This is a genomic window from Aeromonas sp. Lyrl_2 (assembly GCF_051948815.1).
Classification (GTDB): domain Bacteria; phylum Pseudomonadota; class Gammaproteobacteria; order Enterobacterales; family Aeromonadaceae; genus Aeromonas; species Aeromonas veronii.
Genome location: NZ_JAYJLJ010000019.1, coordinates 1 through 17,513 on the forward strand (window position 1 = coordinate 1; position 17,513 = coordinate 17,513).

At 56.8% G+C, this 17,513-nt stretch carries 19 protein-coding genes; 14 read left to right on the forward strand and 5 right to left on the reverse strand.

What is annotated here, in order from left to right:
• Positions 1-30: 30 nt before the first annotated feature.
• On the reverse strand, positions 31-1,311 hold the full coding sequence (locus tag VF684_RS15975; RefSeq protein WP_139441869.1) for an HlyC/CorC family transporter: 1,281 nt from the start codon (positions 1,309-1,311) through the stop codon (positions 31-33).
• A 42-nt stretch (positions 1,312-1,353) separates the two neighbouring features.
• Positions 1,354-2,142 carry a cytochrome C assembly family protein gene (locus VF684_RS15980; RefSeq protein ID WP_005340390.1) on the reverse strand — a complete coding sequence of 263 codons (789 nt, stop codon included), beginning with the start codon at positions 2,140-2,142 and terminating at the stop codon, positions 1,354-1,356.
• A 202-nt stretch (positions 2,143-2,344) separates the two neighbouring features.
• Between VF684_RS15980 and ffh the strand changes: the two genes are divergently transcribed.
• From ffh to rplS, 5 genes are all read left to right on the forward strand, one after another.
• Positions 2,345-3,721, forward strand: a complete 1,377-nt coding sequence (gene ffh / locus VF684_RS15985; RefSeq protein WP_005340391.1) for a signal recognition particle protein — start codon at positions 2,345-2,347, stop codon at positions 3,719-3,721.
• Positions 3,722-3,898: 177 nt separating this feature from the next.
• Positions 3,899-4,147, forward strand: coding sequence for a 30S ribosomal protein S16 (gene rpsP, locus VF684_RS15990; protein ID WP_005340392.1), 249 nt, complete (start codon positions 3,899-3,901; stop codon positions 4,145-4,147).
• Between the two features lie 24 nt (positions 4,148-4,171).
• Positions 4,172-4,693, forward strand: a complete 522-nt coding sequence (rimM, locus tag VF684_RS15995) for a ribosome maturation factor RimM (protein ID WP_005340394.1) — start codon at positions 4,172-4,174, stop codon at positions 4,691-4,693.
• Between the two features lie 34 nt (positions 4,694-4,727).
• Entirely contained in the window at positions 4,728-5,477 is a 750-nt protein-coding gene (gene trmD, locus VF684_RS16000) for a tRNA (guanosine(37)-N1)-methyltransferase TrmD (protein WP_005340400.1), read from the forward strand.
• Between the two features lie 32 nt (positions 5,478-5,509).
• Positions 5,510-5,857 carry a 50S ribosomal protein L19 gene (gene rplS / locus VF684_RS16005; protein ID WP_005313505.1) on the forward strand — a complete coding sequence of 116 codons (348 nt, stop codon included), beginning with the start codon at positions 5,510-5,512 and terminating at the stop codon, positions 5,855-5,857.
• A 108-nt stretch (positions 5,858-5,965) separates the two neighbouring features.
• Here rplS and VF684_RS16010 read toward each other — a convergent pair whose 3' ends face one another.
• Together VF684_RS16010 and mutH are read right to left on the reverse strand one after the other, a co-directional pair.
• Entirely contained in the window at positions 5,966-6,289 is a 324-nt protein-coding gene (locus VF684_RS16010) for an isoamylase early set domain-containing protein (RefSeq protein ID WP_005348910.1), read from the reverse strand.
• 80 nt (positions 6,290-6,369) lie between these two features.
• The gene (gene mutH / locus VF684_RS16015; protein ID WP_107683798.1) at positions 6,370-7,044 is read right to left on the reverse strand and encodes a DNA mismatch repair endonuclease MutH; all 675 of its coding nucleotides are present in this window, start codon (positions 7,042-7,044) and stop codon (positions 6,370-6,372) included.
• A 733-nt stretch (positions 7,045-7,777) separates the two neighbouring features.
• Between mutH and rppH the strand changes: the two genes are divergently transcribed.
• From rppH to VF684_RS16055, 8 genes are all read left to right on the forward strand, one after another.
• Complete coding sequence (gene rppH / locus VF684_RS16020; protein ID WP_005340421.1) at positions 7,778-8,305, forward strand: RNA pyrophosphohydrolase; 528 nt, start codon at positions 7,778-7,780, stop codon at positions 8,303-8,305.
• A 14-nt stretch (positions 8,306-8,319) separates the two neighbouring features.
• A complete protein-coding gene (ptsP, locus tag VF684_RS16025) occupies positions 8,320-10,599 on the forward strand; it encodes a phosphoenolpyruvate--protein phosphotransferase (protein WP_005340422.1) in 2,280 nt (759 codons plus the stop codon).
• 67 nt (positions 10,600-10,666) lie between these two features.
• Positions 10,667-11,491, forward strand: a complete 825-nt coding sequence (lgt, locus tag VF684_RS16030; RefSeq protein WP_031227775.1) for a prolipoprotein diacylglyceryl transferase — start codon at positions 10,667-10,669, stop codon at positions 11,489-11,491.
• The gene (thyA, locus tag VF684_RS16035; RefSeq protein ID WP_376899059.1) at positions 11,491-12,285 is read left to right on the forward strand and encodes a thymidylate synthase; all 795 of its coding nucleotides are present in this window, start codon (positions 11,491-11,493) and stop codon (positions 12,283-12,285) included. Before lgt ends, thyA begins: the two co-directional genes overlap by 1 nt.
• A gap of 223 nt (positions 12,286-12,508) precedes the next feature.
• On the forward strand, positions 12,509-13,699 hold the full coding sequence (gene nhaA / locus VF684_RS16040) for a Na+/H+ antiporter NhaA (RefSeq protein WP_005348917.1): 1,191 nt from the start codon (positions 12,509-12,511) through the stop codon (positions 13,697-13,699).
• Positions 13,696-14,103, forward strand: a complete 408-nt coding sequence (locus VF684_RS16045; RefSeq protein ID WP_019445581.1) for a hypothetical protein — start codon at positions 13,696-13,698, stop codon at positions 14,101-14,103. Before nhaA ends, VF684_RS16045 begins: the two co-directional genes overlap by 4 nt.
• Positions 14,090-15,022: a transcriptional activator NhaR gene (gene nhaR, locus VF684_RS16050; RefSeq protein WP_005340434.1), complete on the forward strand. Its 933-nt coding sequence runs from the start codon at positions 14,090-14,092 to the stop codon at positions 15,020-15,022. Before VF684_RS16045 ends, nhaR begins: the two co-directional genes overlap by 14 nt.
• Before the next feature lie 51 nt (positions 15,023-15,073).
• The gene (locus VF684_RS16055; protein ID WP_013724128.1) at positions 15,074-15,376 is read left to right on the forward strand and encodes an ArsR/SmtB family transcription factor; all 303 of its coding nucleotides are present in this window, start codon (positions 15,074-15,076) and stop codon (positions 15,374-15,376) included.
• Positions 15,377-15,425: 49 nt separating this feature from the next.
• On the opposite strand, the gene rpsT is transcribed toward VF684_RS16055, so the two are convergent.
• On the reverse strand, positions 15,426-15,689 hold the full coding sequence (gene rpsT, locus VF684_RS16060) for a 30S ribosomal protein S20 (RefSeq protein WP_005308808.1): 264 nt from the start codon (positions 15,687-15,689) through the stop codon (positions 15,426-15,428).
• Between the two features lie 191 nt (positions 15,690-15,880).
• Between rpsT and murJ the strand changes: the two genes are divergently transcribed.
• Positions 15,881-17,440, forward strand: coding sequence for a murein biosynthesis integral membrane protein MurJ (gene murJ, locus VF684_RS16065; protein ID WP_376899055.1), 1,560 nt, complete (start codon positions 15,881-15,883; stop codon positions 17,438-17,440).
• Positions 17,441-17,513 lie beyond the last annotated feature (73 nt).

Here is a 17,513-nt window from a genome sequence, read left to right on the forward strand (position 1 = left end):
TAGAAAAGGGCTGCCACTGGCAGCCCTTTTTCAATCTTGCGGATCCGACTCCGCTCGGTACGATGCCGGCATAATCCGCGCCATCTTGACCATGTTGTTCTCCACATCGAGGATCTCGATAGGATAACCGGCCAGCCGGATCCCGATGTTGGGCTGGGGGATCTCTTCCAGATATTCGAGGATCAGACCGTTGAGGGTACGCGGGCCGTCGATGGGCAGGTGCCAGTTCATCTCCTTGTTCAGCTCACGAATATTGGCTGAGCCTTCGACCAGATAAGAACCATCTGACTGGGGGTGGATCTCGTCGCTCGGCGCTGGCGTCATGGAGGTGGTAAAGTCGCCCACGATCTCTTCCAGAATATCGTCCAGAGTGATTAGCCCCTGAATGTCGCCGTATTCGTCGACGATCAGGCCAATTCGCTCCTTGTTGCGCTGGAACTTGGCCAGCTGCACGTTGAGCGGCGTTCCTTCCGGAATGAAGTAGATCTCGTCCACTTCCCGCAACAGACTCGATTTGTTGAACTGATCCCTGGCTACCAGCCGCAGGGCATCGCGCGCGTGCAAAAAGCCGACAACGTCGTCGATATTGTCGCGATAGAGCAGGATCTTGGTGTGAGCGCAGTGGGCCAGCTGGCGCTGGATGCTCTTCCAGTCATCGTTGATGTCGATGGCGTAGATATCGCTGCGCGGCACCATGATGTCCTCGACCAGCATCTTGTCGAGATCCAGAATGCTCAGCAGCATCTCCTGATGACGCTGGGGGATCAGGTTACCCGCCTCATTGACTATGGTGCGCAGCTCCTCGGTGTTGAGGGAGTCATCCTTGTTGGGATTGATCTTCAGCATCTTGAGCAGGCCGCTGGTGATGCCGTTGATCAGCCAGACCAGCGGTGAGAGCGGCACCATCAGCCCCTTGAGGATCCAGGAGGCGGGATAGGCGATCTTCTCCGGAAACATGGCGGCCAGGGTCTTGGGGGTCACTTCACCGAATACCAGTACCACCAGCGTCAGCCCGAAGGTGGCGATGGCGACCCCGAGATCACCAAACAGCCGGATACAGACGATGGTGGCGATGGCGGAGGCGAGGATATTGACCAGATTGTTACCGATCAGGATCAGTCCCAGCAGGCGATCGGGGCGGGCGAGCAGTTGCTCGACGCGACGTGCGGCTTTGTGTTTGGTCTGTGCCAGATGCCGCAGTTTGTAGCGGTTGATGGACATCAGGCCGGTTTCGGCACTGGAGAAGAAGGCGGAAAGAAGGATCAAGATAACGAGAACAATCAGTAATGTACTCGTTGAGATGCTGTCCAAAAAGGGCTCCTGTTGGATGGTATGGCTAAAAGAGTATAGGTGTCAGCTCAACAGCACTTCTTTGACGAAGCGACTGCCAAAGTAGGCAAGAGTCAGGATGAAGCTGCCGATCAGACTGAGCGTGATGACTTTGCGGCCGCGCCAGCCATAGGTGTGATGACCCCACAGCAGCAACACGTAGACACACCATGCCAGGATGGAGAGCACTGCCTTGTGAGACTTGCCCTGAGCGAACATATCTTCGAGGAAGAAGAGGCCGGAGGCGATGGAGAGTGTCAGCAGCAGCACCCCTGCAGAGATCAACTGAAACAGTCGTTTCTCCACCGTCATCAGTGGCGGCATGGCTGGCAGATTACTGATTTTTCTCGATTTAAGCTGCTTGTCCAAACAGGCGAGCTGCAGCGCAAACAGACAGGCGATCATCAATACCGAGTAGGCCATCAGGGCGAGGCCGATGTGCAGCAACAGCTGGGGATGGGCCTCCAGATGGGTTATGTAGCGACCCGGGATCAAGGCGCTGGCAGCCAGCAACAGGGCCGAGAAGCTGTAGACCACCGGCAGCAGGATCCAGCCGTTGAAGCGGCGGGTTACGCAAGTCATGAAGCAACTGATAATAAGGCTGACCAGCGAGGCAACGTTGAGCATGCTCAGGTTCTGGCCGTAACTCTGCAATACCTCTGAACCGAGGGCACTGGCGTGGGCGATCAGGGCCAATCCGATACAGGCAAACAGGGAGCGCTGTCCCACCGGCTTGGCGCTCAGTAACAGATGCAGGGAGGCGATGATGGCCAGCAGATAAAACGCCAGGGCCAGAACAGAGATTACGATCATAACCAGGTCGTTGTTGCACAAGCTTTTGAGGGTAAGAGGGGCAGTATACCTTGCACGAGAAGTGCTCGCCAGTTGTGCAACGGTCGATCTGCCCATATATAGGGAGAAGGTCCCTGCTGCTGCGGTGCGGTGAATAATCGTCCTCGCGCCCGCTCTGGGTTATAATGCCCCCAATTTATTACGCCAAGAACCGGAATCCGTCATGTTTGAGAATTTGACTGAACGACTCTCGCGCACCTTGCGCAATGTCAGTGGCCGTGGTCGCCTGACCGAAGACAATATCAAGGAAACCCTGCGCGAAGTCCGCATGGCGCTGCTCGAGGCGGATGTCGCCCTGCCGGTCGTGCGTGATTTCGTGGCGCGTGTCAAAGAACGCGCAGTCGGGCAGGAAGTGGCCAAATCCCTGAGCCCGGGCCAGGCATTCATCAAGATTGTGCACGGTGAACTGGTCACCGTAATGGGGGAGGCCAACGAACAGCTCAACCTGGCTGCCCAGCCGCCCGCCATCATCCTGATGGCCGGTTTGCAGGGTGCCGGTAAGACAACCACGGTTGGCAAACTGGCCAAGCTGCTCAAAGAGCGCAGCAAGAAGAAGGTGCTGGTAGTCAGTGCCGACGTTTATCGCCCAGCAGCGATCAAGCAGCTGGAGACCCTGGCGAGCGACATCGGTGTCGACTTCTTCCCGAGCGATGCCAGCCAGAAGCCGGTCGACATCGCCACCGCCGCCATCGATCAGGCGCGCAAGAAATTCTATGACGTGGTGATCGTCGATACTGCCGGTCGTCTGCACGTTGATAGCGAGATGATGGCCGAGATTCAGGATCTGCATGCCACCATCAAGCCGGTCGAGACCCTGTTCGTGGTCGATGCCATGACCGGTCAGGATGCCGCCAACACCGCCAAGGCGTTCAACGAAGCGCTGCCGCTTACCGGTGTGATCCTCACCAAGGCGGATGGCGACGCCCGTGGTGGTGCCGCGCTGTCGGTACGTCACATCACCGGCAAGCCGGTCAAGTTTATCGGTATGGGTGAAAAGACCGATGCGCTGGAGCCGTTCCACCCGGATCGTCTCGCCTCCCGTATCCTCGGTATGGGCGATGTGCTCTCTCTGATCGAGGAAGTTGAGCGCAACGTCGATAAAGAGAAAGCGGCCAAGCTGGCCAGTAAGGTCAAGAGTGGCAAAGGCTTCGATCTGGAAGATTTCCGCGAGCAGCTGGCCCAGATGCGCAACATGGGCGGCATGATGGGCATGCTCGACAAGCTGCCCGGCATGTCCGGGCTGCCGGATAACGTTAAAGATCAGATGGATGACAAGCTCACTGTGCGAATGGAGGCGATCATCAGCTCCATGACGCCCAAGGAGCGCGCCCACCCCGATCTCATCAAGGGTTCCCGCAAACGCCGTATCGCCGCAGGTTCCGGCATGCAGGTGCAGGATGTGAACAAGCTGCTCAAACAGTTCACCGAGATGCAGCGCATGATGAAGAAAATGTCCGGGAAAGGCGGCATGCGCAAGATGATGAGCCAGATGAAGAACATGATGCCCCCCGGTTTCGGTGGCGGTCGCGGCCCGTTCTGATCCGGCCTGCGTGTTGATGGGGGTCTGCAGTTGCAGGCCCCTTTTAATTGCCGCTCTGCGCAAAAATTGGCTGGCTTGGTTGCAATTATTACGAATCCAAGTAGAATTACGCGGCTTATTTTAAGCTAGGGTCCGCGTGTTTGCGGGCCTTGTTCATTAGATGTTAATGAGGACGATATGGTAACCATTCGTTTACAACGTGGTGGCGCGAAAAAGCGTCCGTTCTACCAGGTAGTAGTTTCTGACAGCCGTTGCGCCCGTGACGGTCGCTTCATCGAGCGCGTTGGTTTCTTCAACCCGGTTGCTGCTGGTCAAGCTGAAAAGCTGAACCTGGACCTGGCTCGTATCGAGCATTGGGTTGCTACTGGTGCCGCTGTTTCTGACCGCGTTGCCAAGCTGATCAAAGACGCTAAAAAAGCTGCTTAATCAGCCCAACGGTAAGGAGTTAAGGTGGAAAAACCTGTAGTTCTGGGCACCCTGGGTACCGTTTATGGCATCAAGGGCTGGCTTAAAGTGAACTCCTTCACCGATGTTGCCGAAGCGATTTTCGATTACAACCCCTGGCTGATTAATCAGAACGGGGCGTGGCGTGAAATTCGGGTTTCATCCTGGAAACGTCACAACAAGGGTCTGATCTGCAAACTCGATGGTATCGATGTGCGCGAAGATGCCCTGGCATTGACCAATGTCGAGATTGGCGTACCCGCCGATCTGTTGCCTGCGTTGCCTGAAGGTGAGTTCTACTGGCGTGACCTGATTGGTTGCTCCGTGGTGACCACCAAGGGATACGACCTGGGCAAGGTGACCGAATTGATGGAAACCGGCTCCAACGATGTGTTGGTGGTTGAGGCCAATGTAAAAGATGCCTTTGGTGCAAAGGAGCGGTTGATTCCGTTCTTGGAAGAGCAGGTGATCAAGAATATTGATCTGACTGCTCGAACAATCGAAGTTGATTGGGATCCTGGTTTCTAGTTTCCCGCGCTAACACGGGTGCCGGAGGTTTCTTATGTGGATTGGGGTTATTAGCCTCTTCCCTGAAATGTTCCGAGCCATTACCGAGCACGGGGTAACGGGTCGGGCCGTCAAGAGTGGCCTGCTGCAGATTGAGTGCTGGAACCCCCGGGAGTTTACCCACGATAAACACCGTACGGTCGATGATCGTCCTTATGGTGGTGGGCCCGGCATGTTAATGATGGTTCAGCCGCTGCGTGACGCGATTCATGCAGCCAAGCAAGCGGCGGGAGACGGGGCGAAAGTCATCTATCTCTCTCCTCAGGGACGCAAGCTGACTCAAGCGGGCGTAACCGAGTTGGCGACGAATCAGAAACTGATTCTGGTAGCCGGTCGATACGAAGGTATCGATGAACGCGTGATACAAACCGAAGTCGACGAAGAGTGGTCTATCGGGGATTACGTGTTAAGTGGTGGCGAGTTGCCTGCCATGACCCTGATCGATGCGGTTTCGCGTCTGGTCCCCGGGGTTTTGGGCGATCAGGCCAGTGCCGAGCAAGACTCCTTTACGGATGGCTTGCTGGATCATCCCCACTACACTCGGCCGGAGGTGTTGGATGGATTGGCGGTGCCCGAGGCGCTGACAAGCGGCAATCACGAAGTGATTCGACGCTGGCGTCTCAAGCAGTCGCTCGGACGAACCTGGCAAAGAAGGCCGGAACTTATTAACAACCTAGCTCTGACTGACGAGCAAGAATCACTTCTTGCCGAGTATGTCCGCGAAGTGCGTGACAGCGTTAAGTAGAGTTTTCAGTTTATCCTAGGTAAGGAAAGACAATGAGCAAGATTATTCAGCAGCTTGAACAAGAGCAACTGCGTACCGACATCCCGGCTTTTGCCCAGGGCGACACTGTACGTGTTCAAGTTCGTGTTAAAGAAGGTGGTAAAGAGCGTCTGCAGGCTTTCGAAGGCATCGTTATTGCCAAGCGTAACCGCGGTCTGCACTCTGCTTTCACCGTTCGCAAGATCTCCAACGGCGAAGGTGTTGAGCGTGTATTCCAGACTCACTCTCCGCTGATCCACAGTGTAGAACTGAAGCGTCGTGGTGATGTTCGCCGCGCCAAACTGTACTACCTGCGCAACCTGTCCGGCAAAGCTGCTCGTATCAAAGAGAAGCTCAACTAATTCGATTCGAATTGGTGTCGGTATGTCGGCAAATAGCTCGACAGGTAGTGAAAAGGCTCGCCAATGGCGAGCCTTTTTTGTATCCGTCAATTGGTTATCTTGTTGCCATTACTGGATCACTCGCACCACCGAGTTGTCACGCCCGAAGGGGCCTGGCACATAGTCGTCTGCTGCCCAGTCATTCTCGTAGAGGGTTTCCCCTGCCGGGGTGATGAGCTGGTAGCAATATTCGAAGTAACCCGGGCCGTCGGTCGGCAGATTGAGGGTGGCTTTGAATTCGCCGCTCTTCATGCGTTTCAGCTCGACCGGTTGCCACTGGGTGAATTCGCCGATCAGCATCACCTGTTCCGCTCCTGCAGCCGCCTCTTTCTCTACGGCAAAGGTCACCTTGACCTCGGGCTTGGACTTCAAAAACTGTTTGATCAGTGGCATGACGCCTCCTTGTCTGTGAGTTAAAAATGGCTCCTGTCTATTTTTATACCACCATATGACAAAGATGTTGATAAGGCAGATCAAGTCGGCAAGGCAAAATAGCGTTGCAGCAAACTGTTGGTAAAGTCGATCTTGAGATAGAAGCCGCGGGGCAGGGTCATGATGGGTTGACCATCGCGGCCGATGGCGCGAGTCAGCGCCTTGTTGTTGGCCGCCTTGGGCCGCAGTTGCATCACCTGGCCGTGGCGGGCGCTGATCTGCTCCACTTCTCCCAGCACTATCATGTCCATCAGCTCCTCCCAGTCCTGACGCAGTAGCCGATCTTCCTCTTCACTCGGGCTCCACATCAGCGGCATGCCGACCCGCCGCTCGCCAACCGGGATCTCCCGACTGCCTTCCACCGGGATCCAGAGCACCCGGGATAGCTTGTTGCGCACGTTGGACTCCTCCCAGCGCTGGCCGCTGACGCCGATCAGCGGGGCGACGCAGACGAAGGTGGTCTCCAGCGGTTTGCCTTGAGGATCCACGGGGATCGTCTTGAGTTCGATCCCCAGCTCCGGGAAGTCCTGCTCCGGCTTGCTCCCTGCGCTGGCACCCAGTTGCAGCTCGATCAACTGACCGACCCACCCCTTGTCACGGCGCAGGTCTTTGGGCACTGCGACACCAGCCTCGGCGGCCAGCTGCGCCAGCGTGAAGCCGGCCATGGCATAGGCGCGGATCAATAACTCCTGCTCGGATTGGGGATTGCTTGGCATAGTTGGCTCCATCTTGCTCGCCATATTCTAACAGGGGAGGATCCCGAGAAGGATCGCTGTTTTTATAACCGATCCTGAGTGGGTAAGATCAAATGCAGAGAATTTGGGTGCTGTCAGTTCATCATTATGATTTTAAAGGATTTTGTCTGTTTTATCGAGCAGTAAGCCAGGTCTGGTTTGACCTCTAAATAGTTGTCCAAGGGTTTGTGCATGATGTTACACACAGTTATCCACAGAAATCTTGGATAAGTGGATGAAAGTGGGTGGAGTCGCTGATATGTTACAAAAAATTGTGAATGCCACCCCATTTTTACAGGGTGAACGGGGTAGATATTGTGCCACTCCTGTGGATAATTTCGCCATGGTGGATCTTTGAGCAGTTGAACTTGTTCACAATCCGGATCATGGATCTGGCTCTTGGGGGGACATGGATCTAGATCCAGTTGTTTTACCTCAAGCTTATAAAAAATAATGGTTTTTTATATTTTGTGTCGCGTGGTAATACGGAGAGGCACTTTTCGCGTACAGTTAAAAAGTACTGTATATACCAGTTTGCTAACAGCTTTATGCACAGCCTGGGTGGGCAACTTGGGGGAGCGGATCCTTGGATTTGTTTATAAGTATGTTTGAAATTGAAAGTTATTCATGAAACAGGGGATTCACTCCTTGTTTGCTGCCACGGAGTGAATGTGGAACAATCTCCTTATAGATTCAGCCTTTATAAGGTGATCACGTGATTGATGGCGACGGATTTCGTCCCAATGTCGGTATCGTGATCTGTAACCGTGAAGGACAAGTGTTGTGGGCTAAACGCTATGGGCAGCACTCCTGGCAGTTTCCGCAGGGGGGGGTTGATGATGGTGAAACGCCAGAGCAGGCCATGTATCGAGAGCTGTATGAGGAGATTGGCCTCAAGCCCGAAGATGTGACCATCATGGCCACCAGTCGTAACTGGCTAAAGTACCGTTTACCCAAACGTCTTGTCCGCTGGGACAGTTCACCGGTCTGTATTGGCCAAAAACAAAAATGGTTCCTGTTACAGCTGAATTCGGGCAAGGAGTCGCGGATCCAGTTCGGCTGTCATGGCCATCCCGAATTTGACGACTGGCGTTGGGTCAGCTTCTGGTACCCGGTGCGTCAGGTCGTTTCGTTCAAGCGGGAGGTTTACCGCCGGGTCATGAAAGAGTTTGCCCCGCTGGCGATGCCAGTGCCGGCAGTGCAGGTCAACAAGAAGGATGGGCGACGCAATCGCGCCCGTTAAGGAGCACAGATTAGTTGTTAACGGAACTGAGACGTATCGTCGAGAGCATGGCCGAGGCCAATACCCTCGAGCAGGCCTTGCAAGCATTGGTGAGCCAGACTCGGCACGCCATGGCAGTGGACTGCTGCTCCGTCTATGTCTCGGAACCCGAGGTGCGCCGCTATCGCCTGGCGGCTACCGACGGCTTGGCCCCGTCCGCAGTCGGCAAGGTGACCCTGCCCTACGAGCAGGGTATCGTCGGTCTGGTGGGTCAGCGGGAAGAGCTGATCAACCTGGCTGATGCCCCCGCGCATCCCAGTTTCAAATTCCTGCCCGATGTGGCCGAAGAGGCGTTCCGCTCTTTCCTCGGCGCTCCCATCATGCATCAGCGTCAGGTGGTCGGCATTCTGGTGGTGCAGCAGAAGGAGAGTCGCCGCTTCGATGAGGGGGAAGAGTCCTTCATGGTCACCCTGGCGGCCCAGCTGGCGGCGCGGATTGCCCAGGCGCAGGCCAAGGGGTGGTTGCAGAAGACCGACTGGAGCAAGCCGCTGCGCGGTATTGCCGGTGCCAGCGGCATCGCTATGGCCAAGGCTTGGGTGTGGCGGCCCCGGAAGGCGCTCTCGTCCATTACCCCGCGCAAGGATGAAGACCATGCCAGCCAGCTGGCACGGCTGGAGCTGGCGGTTGAGGAAGTGCGGCACGACTTGGAGAGTCTGGCGCTGCGTTTTCGCGAGAGCTACAGCCAGGATTCGGTGGCGATCTTCGATATCTACCTCCATCTGCTGAACGATCCCGGCTACATCAAGCCTATTCGCAACAAGGTAAGCAAGGAGCACTGGACTGCAGTCTCGGCAGTCAAGCTTATCAGCGATCGCCTGATCGAGCAGTTCAAGGGGATGAAGGACCCCTACTTGCAGGAGCGCTCCACCGACGTGAAGGATATTGCCCAGCGGCTGATCAGCAGACTGGTGCAGAATGAACCGGAGCATATCTCCATCGGTGAGCCGGTGGTGCTGGTTGCCGATGAGGTGACCGCCACCATTCTGGCAGAAGTACCTCGCGAGTATCTGACCGGGGTGGTATCGCTCAAGGGGGGAACCAACTCCCACGCGGCCATTCTGGCCCGCGCGATGGGGGTGGCCGCCATCATGGGGGTTGATCTGCCCCTTGGTGACATAGGTGGTCGCATGCTGGTCGTCGATGGCTACAGCGGCGATCTCTTCATCGAACCCAATCAGGTGATCCTGACCGAGTATCGTCAGCTGCTGAGCGAAGAGCGGGCGCTCGATACCCTGGTGCGCAGCGTCGACAACCTGCCATCCGAGACGGCCGACGGCACCAAGGTCTCTCTGCTGCTCAACGCCGGGCTCAGTGCCGATACCGAGATCTCCCTCAACCAGCTGGCGGACGGGGTGGGCCTCTATCGCACCGAGATCCCCTTTATGCTGCAGGAGAGCTTCCCCTCGGAGTGGGAGCAGACTGCCCGCTATCGCGGCATTCTGGAGACCTACCGCAACCGGCCGGTCTGCATGCGGACGCTGGATGTGGGCGGCGACAAGCCGTTACCCTATTTCCCTATCGTCGAGGAAAACCCCTTCCTTGGCTGGCGGGGGATCCGGATCACCCTGGATCACCCCGAACTGTTTCTGGTGCAGCTCAAGGCGATGCTGCGGGCCAGTGAAGGGCTGGACAATCTGGCCATCATGCTGCCGATGATCAGCAGCGTCAGCGAAATCAAAGCTTCCCGTCGTCTGCTGGATCAGGCGTGGCGAGAGGTGTCGGAAGAGGCGGCGAGCCGCGATGCAGTTATCCGCTACCCCAGCCTAGGGGTGATGATCGAGGTGCCCTCAGCTCTCTTTATCTTGCCGGAAATGGCGCCGCTCATCGACTTCTGGTCGGTGGGCAGTAACGACCTGACCCAGTACCTGCTGGCGGTAGATCGCAACAATTCCCGGGTTGCCAACATCTACGATGCCTTCCATCCTGCGGTGATCCGCGCCCTGCAACAGCTGGTTGATGCTTCCCACCGTTACCAGAAGCCGGTGTCGGTGTGTGGCGAGCTGGCCGGTGATCCGGTCGGTGTATTGCTGCTGCTGGCCATGGGTTATCGCCGCTTCAGTATGAATACCCACAACATCGCCCGGATCAAGTACGTGCTGCGTCAATCCACTCTGAGCGAGTTGACCGAACTGATGGCCGATGGTCTCAAACATGACAACCCCCATGTACTGCGCGGCCTGTTTGCCCGCTATCTGGAGGAGCATGGTTTGGGCGGTTTGCTGCGAGCCGGTCATAAATCGAAACAGAGTGATTGATAATCATGCCTTGTCCCTGCTGACGAATGATCGGAAAATGCGGCTTTTATTTTGACTGGGGCCGCATATGCAGCACGATGGATATTGGGTTTTCTCGCAGATTGATCCCGTAGCATTCAGTTTGGGACCACTATCGGTACGCTGGTATGGTCTCATGTACCTGTTCGGTTTCGCTTTTGCCATGTGGCTGGCTGGCCGTCGCGCCGATGCACCGAACAGCGGCTGGACCCGCAACGAAGTGTCGGATCTGCTGTTTTACGGTTTCCTCGGGGTGATCCTCGGTGGCCGTGTCGGTTACGTGCTGTTCTACAACTTCGATCTCTTCCTCGCGGATCCCACCTACCTGTTCAAGATCTGGACCGGCGGTATGTCGTTCCACGGTGGTCTGATCGGGGTAATCACCGCGATGATCTGGTTTGCCCACAAGACCAAGCGCCACTTCTTCACCGTGGCCGACTTTGTGGCACCGCTCATTCCGTTTGGTCTCGGCGTTGGCCGGATCGGCAACTTCCTCAACGGCGAGCTGTGGGGCCGGGTTACCGATGTGCCCTGGGCCATCATCTTCCCGGAGGCTGGCCCCGAGCCGCGTCATCCCTCCCAGCTTTACCAGTTCGCGCTGGAAGGGGTGGTGCTGTTCATCATCCTCAACCTGTTCTGGCGCAAGAATCCGCCGCGTGGCGCCATCTCCGGCATGTTCCTGCTGTTCTACGGCCTGTTCCGCTTCCTGGTGGAGTTTGTGCGCCAGCCGGACAGCCAGCTCGGTCTCTACTTCCAGGAGATCAGCATGGGCCAGATCCTCTCCACCCCGATGATTATCGCCGGTGCCCTGATGATCTGGGCCGCCTACAAGCGTCCGCAGTTGTTCGGTAATGCCGTGAAGGAGGCGAAATAATGCGAGCTTATCTCGACCTGATGCAGAAAATCCTCGATGAGGGCACCGTCAAGTCAGACCGTACCGGCACCGGTACTGTCTCCCTGTTCGGCCATCAGATGCGCTTCAATCTGGCGGAGGGGTTCCCGCTGGTGACCACCAAGAAGTGCCACCTGCGCTCCATCATTCACGAGCTGCTCTGGTTCCTCAATGGGGATACCAATACCGCTTATCTGAAGGAAAACGGCGTCAGCATCTGGGATGAGTGGGCTGACGAGAATGGCGATCTGGGGCCGGTTTACGGCGCGCAGTGGCGCTCCTGGCCTGCGGCCGACGGGTCTGTCATCGACCAGATCCAGAAGGCGGTAGATGACATCAAGCACAACCCTGATTCGCGCCGCATCATCGTATCTGCCTGGAACGTGGGCGAGCTGGACAAGATGGCGCTGGCTCCCTGCCACGCCTTCTTCCAGTTCTATGTGGCTGATGGCAAGCTCTCCTGCCAGCTCTACCAGCGCAGCTGTGATGTGTTCCTCGGCCTGCCGTTCAACATCGCCAGCTACGCCCTGCTGACCCACATGATGGCCCAGCAGTGCGATCTGGAAGTGGGTGACTTCGTCTGGACTGGCGGTGATGTGCATCTCTACTCCAATCACATGGAGCAGACTGCCCTGCAGCTCTCCCGCGAGCCGCGCCCGCTGCCGACCCTAGTGATCAAGCGCAAACCTGACTCCATCTTCGATTACAAGTTCGAGGATTTCGAGATCGAGGGTTATGACCCCCACCTAGGCATCAAGGCGCCCGTCGCCATCTGATAGCAAGGCGCCTCAGGGCGCCTTTTTTATGCAGTTAAATAATTGAAAATTCATTTTATTGATTAATAAGACGGTAGCCAGAGACGAGGAAAAACCTGCTTATAGCAGGTATGTTCTATTTTGCCTTCGGTTTTTTCGTTGTATTGAGCAGCAAGAAACGATTTTCCATTGGTTGTTGCAGGAGATAGACTCAAACCAAAGCAATACGGTGGAAAATTTAACCATGAGTGACGTAATCAAAAAGTTCCTGAAGCTGGAGGCCGCCTCCGGAATTATTCTGATCATGGCTGCCATGCTGGCAATGATTTTAGCCAATACCGCGCTGGCTGGCGGGTATCAGGCGTTTCTCGACACGCCGGTGCAGGTGCGCATCGCGGCTCTCGACATCAACAAGCCGCTGCTGCTCTGGATCAACGATGGCTTTATGGCGATCTTCTTCCTGCTGGTTGGCCTGGAAGTGAAGCGAGAGATGCTGGAAGGGGCGCTCTCGACCCGGGTTCAGGCGACCTTCCCGGCTATCGCTGCGGTGGGCGGCATGCTGGCCCCGGCCTTGATCTACGCCTTTTTCAACTATTCGGATGAAGTGGCGCGTGCTGGCTGGGCGATCCCGGCTGCGACCGACATCGCCTTTGCCCTCGGGGTGATGGCGCTGCTCGGCAAGCGGGTGCCGGTGAGCCTCAAGGTATTCCTGTTGGCGCTGGCCATCATGGATGACCTCGGCGTCATCATCATCATCGCGCTTTTCTATACCCAGCAGTTGTCGCTTGAGGCGCTGGCCATCGGTATTCTGGCAACCCTCACTCTGCTTTGGATGAATCGCCGTGGCGAGGACAGGATCAGCCTTTACATGCTGGTTGGTCTGGTGCTCTGGGTTGCGGTGCTCAAGTCTGGCGTCCATGCGACCCTGGCGGGTGTAGTGGTGGGCTTTATGGTTCCGCTTAACGGCAAGCGTTACGCCTCGCCACTCAAGTATCTGGAGCATCAACTGCACCCCTGGAGTGCCTATCTGATCCTGCCTCTGTTTGCCTTTGCCAACGCCGGGGTATCGCTGGAAGGGATTGGTCTCTCCTCCCTGCTGAGTCCGGTACCTATGGGGATCATGCTGGGGCTGTTTATCGGCAAGCCGCTCGGGGTGTTCACCATCAGCTGGCTGTCGGTCAAGCTGGGCATCGCCCAGTTGCCGCCCGGGGTCAACTTCAAGCAGATTTTTGCGGTCAGCATCCTCTGTGGCATCGGGTTCACCATGTCGATGTTTATCGCGTCTCTCGCCTTCGAGCACGGTGGGCTGGATTACGGCAGCTACTCTCGCCTCGGGATCTTGGTGGGCTCCACCATGGCGGCGGTAGTCGGCTATCTGGCCTTGCGCATGGCCCTTCCCAAGGGTGAAGGGGAACAGAGTACGGAGGGACTATGAAGCTGCATACAGGGTTGTTGATGCTGTTGTTGAGCCCCGCGGCCTGGGCCGGCGGGCTGGAGGATTGCAAGCAGGACGCCGCTTCGGCGAACTGCTCTGCCTATCTCAACGGGGTGGTAGACAGCGCCCTGCTGCTGGGGGACAAGCAGGCCAAGGCGCGCTTTGGCGAGACCTTCTCCGAGCGGGCGCTGAGCAGCCGGGCTGGCGAGATGGTCAAGCGCTCCAACAAGCGTTATTGCGCTGACCGGATGCCGGACAAGGCACGCCTCAAGGCCAGTCTGATGGAGCAGTTTGGCGCGAACAAGGTTGACTCGGTTAGCGACATGTATGACATTCTGGCGGTTGAACTCAGCTGCTACCGGAGTCCGCGTCAAGCGGGAACCCCATCGGATGTCACACCTTAACTACAACCATCTCTACTATTTCTGGATGACTCAGAAGAAGGGCTCCGTTACCCAGGCAGCGGAAGCCCTTTTTTTGACCCCGCAAACCGTCACCGGTCAGATCAAGCTGCTGGAGCAGCGCCTCGGAGGCAAGCTGCTCAAACGCAAGGGGCGCTCCCTTGAGGCAACCGAGCTGGGCCAGCTGGTATTTCGTTATGCCGACAAGATGTTCAGCCTCTCCTACGAGATGCTCGATATCGTCAACTACCGCAAGGAGAGCCAGATCCTGTTCGACGTCGGCATCGCCGATGCACTCTCCAAGCGCCTGGCCAGCCGCGTGCTGCTCTCTGTCATCCCCAATGATGGATCCATCCATCTGCGCTGTTTCGAATCAACCCACGAACTACTGCTGGAGCAGCTGAGCGAGCACAAGCTCGATATGATCCTCTCCGACTGTCCGGTGGACTCCAGCCAGCATGCGGGCCTGCTCTCCAAACGGCTGGGAGGCTGTGGCGTCAGCTTCTTCTGCAAGGCGCCGCTGCCCGAGAAGCCCTTTCCCGCCTGTCTGGAGGAGCGCAAGCTGTTGATCCCCGGTCGCCGTACCGCCATGGGGCGTCAGCTGACCCAGTGGTTCGAGCAGCAGGGGGTTTCTCCCAGCATTCTTGGCGAGTTTGATGATGCCGCCTTGATGAAGGCGTTTGGCTTCTTCAATCAGGGGATTTTCATGGCCCCCACCATCTATCGGGAGGAGATCCTCGAGGGGGAGGGGGTGATGTTGATCGGGGAAACCCAGGATCTGATGGAGGAGTATTACGTCATCTTCGCCGAGCGAATGATCCAGCATCCGGCGGTGAAGCGGGTCTGCGAGAGCGATTTTACCTTTCTCTTTTCCGGGCAGGAGAACTTCTCCGCCATCCAGCCGGCCACCCTGTCGTTTTAAAACGACCCGTCACCACGTATCATCGACGATGAGTGGTAGAGGAGAGATGTGATGCAACTTGAAGAGATGGAAGCCAATGCGAGTAAAGCGGTGGCCTTGCTCAAGGCGCTGGCCAACGAACGGCGACTGTTTATTCTGTGCCAGTTGCTGGAGCGCGAACTGTCGGTGGGGGAGCTCAACGAGCGATTGGGATTGAGTCAGTCGGCCTTGTCACAGCATCTTGCGCTGCTGCGGCGGGATGAGCTGGTGACGACGCGCAAAGAGGCCCAGACGGTCTACTATTCGCTGCGCAGCCATGAGGTGCGTGAAATGATCAGTTTGCTGCATCGCCTTTATTGCAGCGCAGATAAATAAAAAACCGGCACTAAGGCCGGTTTTTTCAGCTTTGATCAGCAGAAGCTGATTAAGCCATAGCTTTGATCTGGGCAGACAGGCGGCTCTTGTGACGAGCAGCTTTGTTCTTGTGGATCAGGCCTTTGGTCGCCATACGATCCATGATCGGCTGAGCAACAGCGAAAGCGGCAGTCGCAGCAGCTTTGTCGCCAGAGGCGATAGCAGCAATGACTTTCTTCAGGTAGGTACGGGTCATGGAACGACGGCTGGCGTTGTGCTGACGGCGTTTTTCTGACTGAAGAGCGCGCTTCTTAGCAGATTTGATGTTAGCCAAGGTAAAACTCCTAAAACTGTCTTAGCGAGTGTATTGAAAAGGCCCGGAAATATGCCCTTCCAACCACATATTGTCAAATGATTTGTGCAAATAAACACCGCCTCCCGGTGGTGTGTCAGTAGGGAGACGGTTAAACTGTCGGCCGATTCTAGCAGCATTCTTTTCATTCTGACAGTTCCAGAGGCCTCGTCTTGAGTAAGAAATTGATCAAATCCGGCATGATAGTGTCCGGAATGACGCTGGCATCCCGCGTAATGGGCTTGGTTCGCGATGTAGTCATCGCAAATCTGCTTGGTGCCGGGGTGGCCGCCGACGTCTTCTTTTTTGCCAATCGCATTCCCAACTTTCTGCGTCGTCTGTTCGCCGAAGGTGCCTTCAACCAGGCCTTTGTTCCCGTGATGACGGAGTACAAGAAAAATGGCGACGAGGGGGAAGTGCGTGAATTGCTGGCGGCGGTAGCGGGCACGCTGGGGGGGATAGTGACTGTGGTCACCCTGCTTGGTGTGCTGGGGTCGGGTGTGCTGACCGCGCTGTTTGGCTGGGGCTGGTTCTGGGACTGGCTGCACGGCGGCCCTGCGGCCGAGAAGTTCGAGCTCGCCAGTCTGATGCTCAAAATCACCTTCCCCTACCTCTGGTTTATCACTTTTACCGCCATGGCGGGGGCCATTCTCAACACCTTTGGCCGCTTTGCAGTCTCGTCGTTTACGCCGGTGTTTCTCAACATCACCATGATTGCGGCGGCCTGGTGGATTGCACCGCTGATGGACAAACCTGAGATCTCGCTGGCAATTGGTGTCTTTTTGGGTGGTTTGGTACAGTTTCTGTTCCAGTACCCCTTTTTGCGCCAAATCAACATGCTGGTATGGCCCAAGTGGGGATGGAATCACCCTGGGGTGGTGAAGATCCGCACCCTGATGATCCCTGCCCTGTTCGGGGTATCGGTCAGCCAGATCAACCTGCTGGTCAACACCATGCTGGCTTCTTTCCTCGCAACCGGTGCCATCAGTTACCTCTACTACTCTGATCGCCTGCTGGAGTTCCCCCTCGGCCTCTTTGCTGTAGCCATCAGTACCGTGATCCTGCCTGCGCTGGCCAAGAAGCATGTGGATGCCGATCCGGCGGACTTCTCCCGCACCATGGATTGGGGGGTGCGGATGGTGATGCTGCTCGGCCTGCCCGCCATGATAGGCATTGCGGTCATGCGCGAGCCCATTTTGCGAGTGCTGTTCATGCGCGGCGAATTTGGCCTGCATGAAGTGAGCATGTCGAGCGCCAGCCTGCTGGCCTCCACTACCGGTCTGCTCTCCCTGATGTTGATCAAGGTGCTGGCACCCGGTTATTACGCCCGTCAGGACACCAAAACGCCGGTGCGGATCGGGGTGATGTCGATGATTGCCAACATGGTCTGCAACCTCATCTTCATCTACCCGCTCGGTTACGTGGGGTTGGCATTCTCGACCGCTTGCTCGGGTACTCTGAATGCGGCTTTGCTGTTCAAGGGGTTGTACCAGCAGAGCGTCTATCGTCCCTCCCGCCATACCGGTGTGTTCTGCCTCAAGCTGCTGGTCGCCAGCGTGCTGATGGGGGGCGTGCTCGCCTATCTGTCGCCGGATCTGGCCCAGTGGGGTGCATGGAGCATGGGCAAGGCCAGTTTGCAGCTGACCATGCTGCTGTCGCTGGGGGCTGCGGTCTATGCCGTGGTGTTGCTACTGCTGGGCATTCGGCCGCGTCACCTTAAATCGGGGCAGTAGTAGTCGTGATCCTGCAGCGCCATGGGGATAGTGCCTCATGGCGCCGCCAAGGAGCGGGATTGGGCCCGGATAG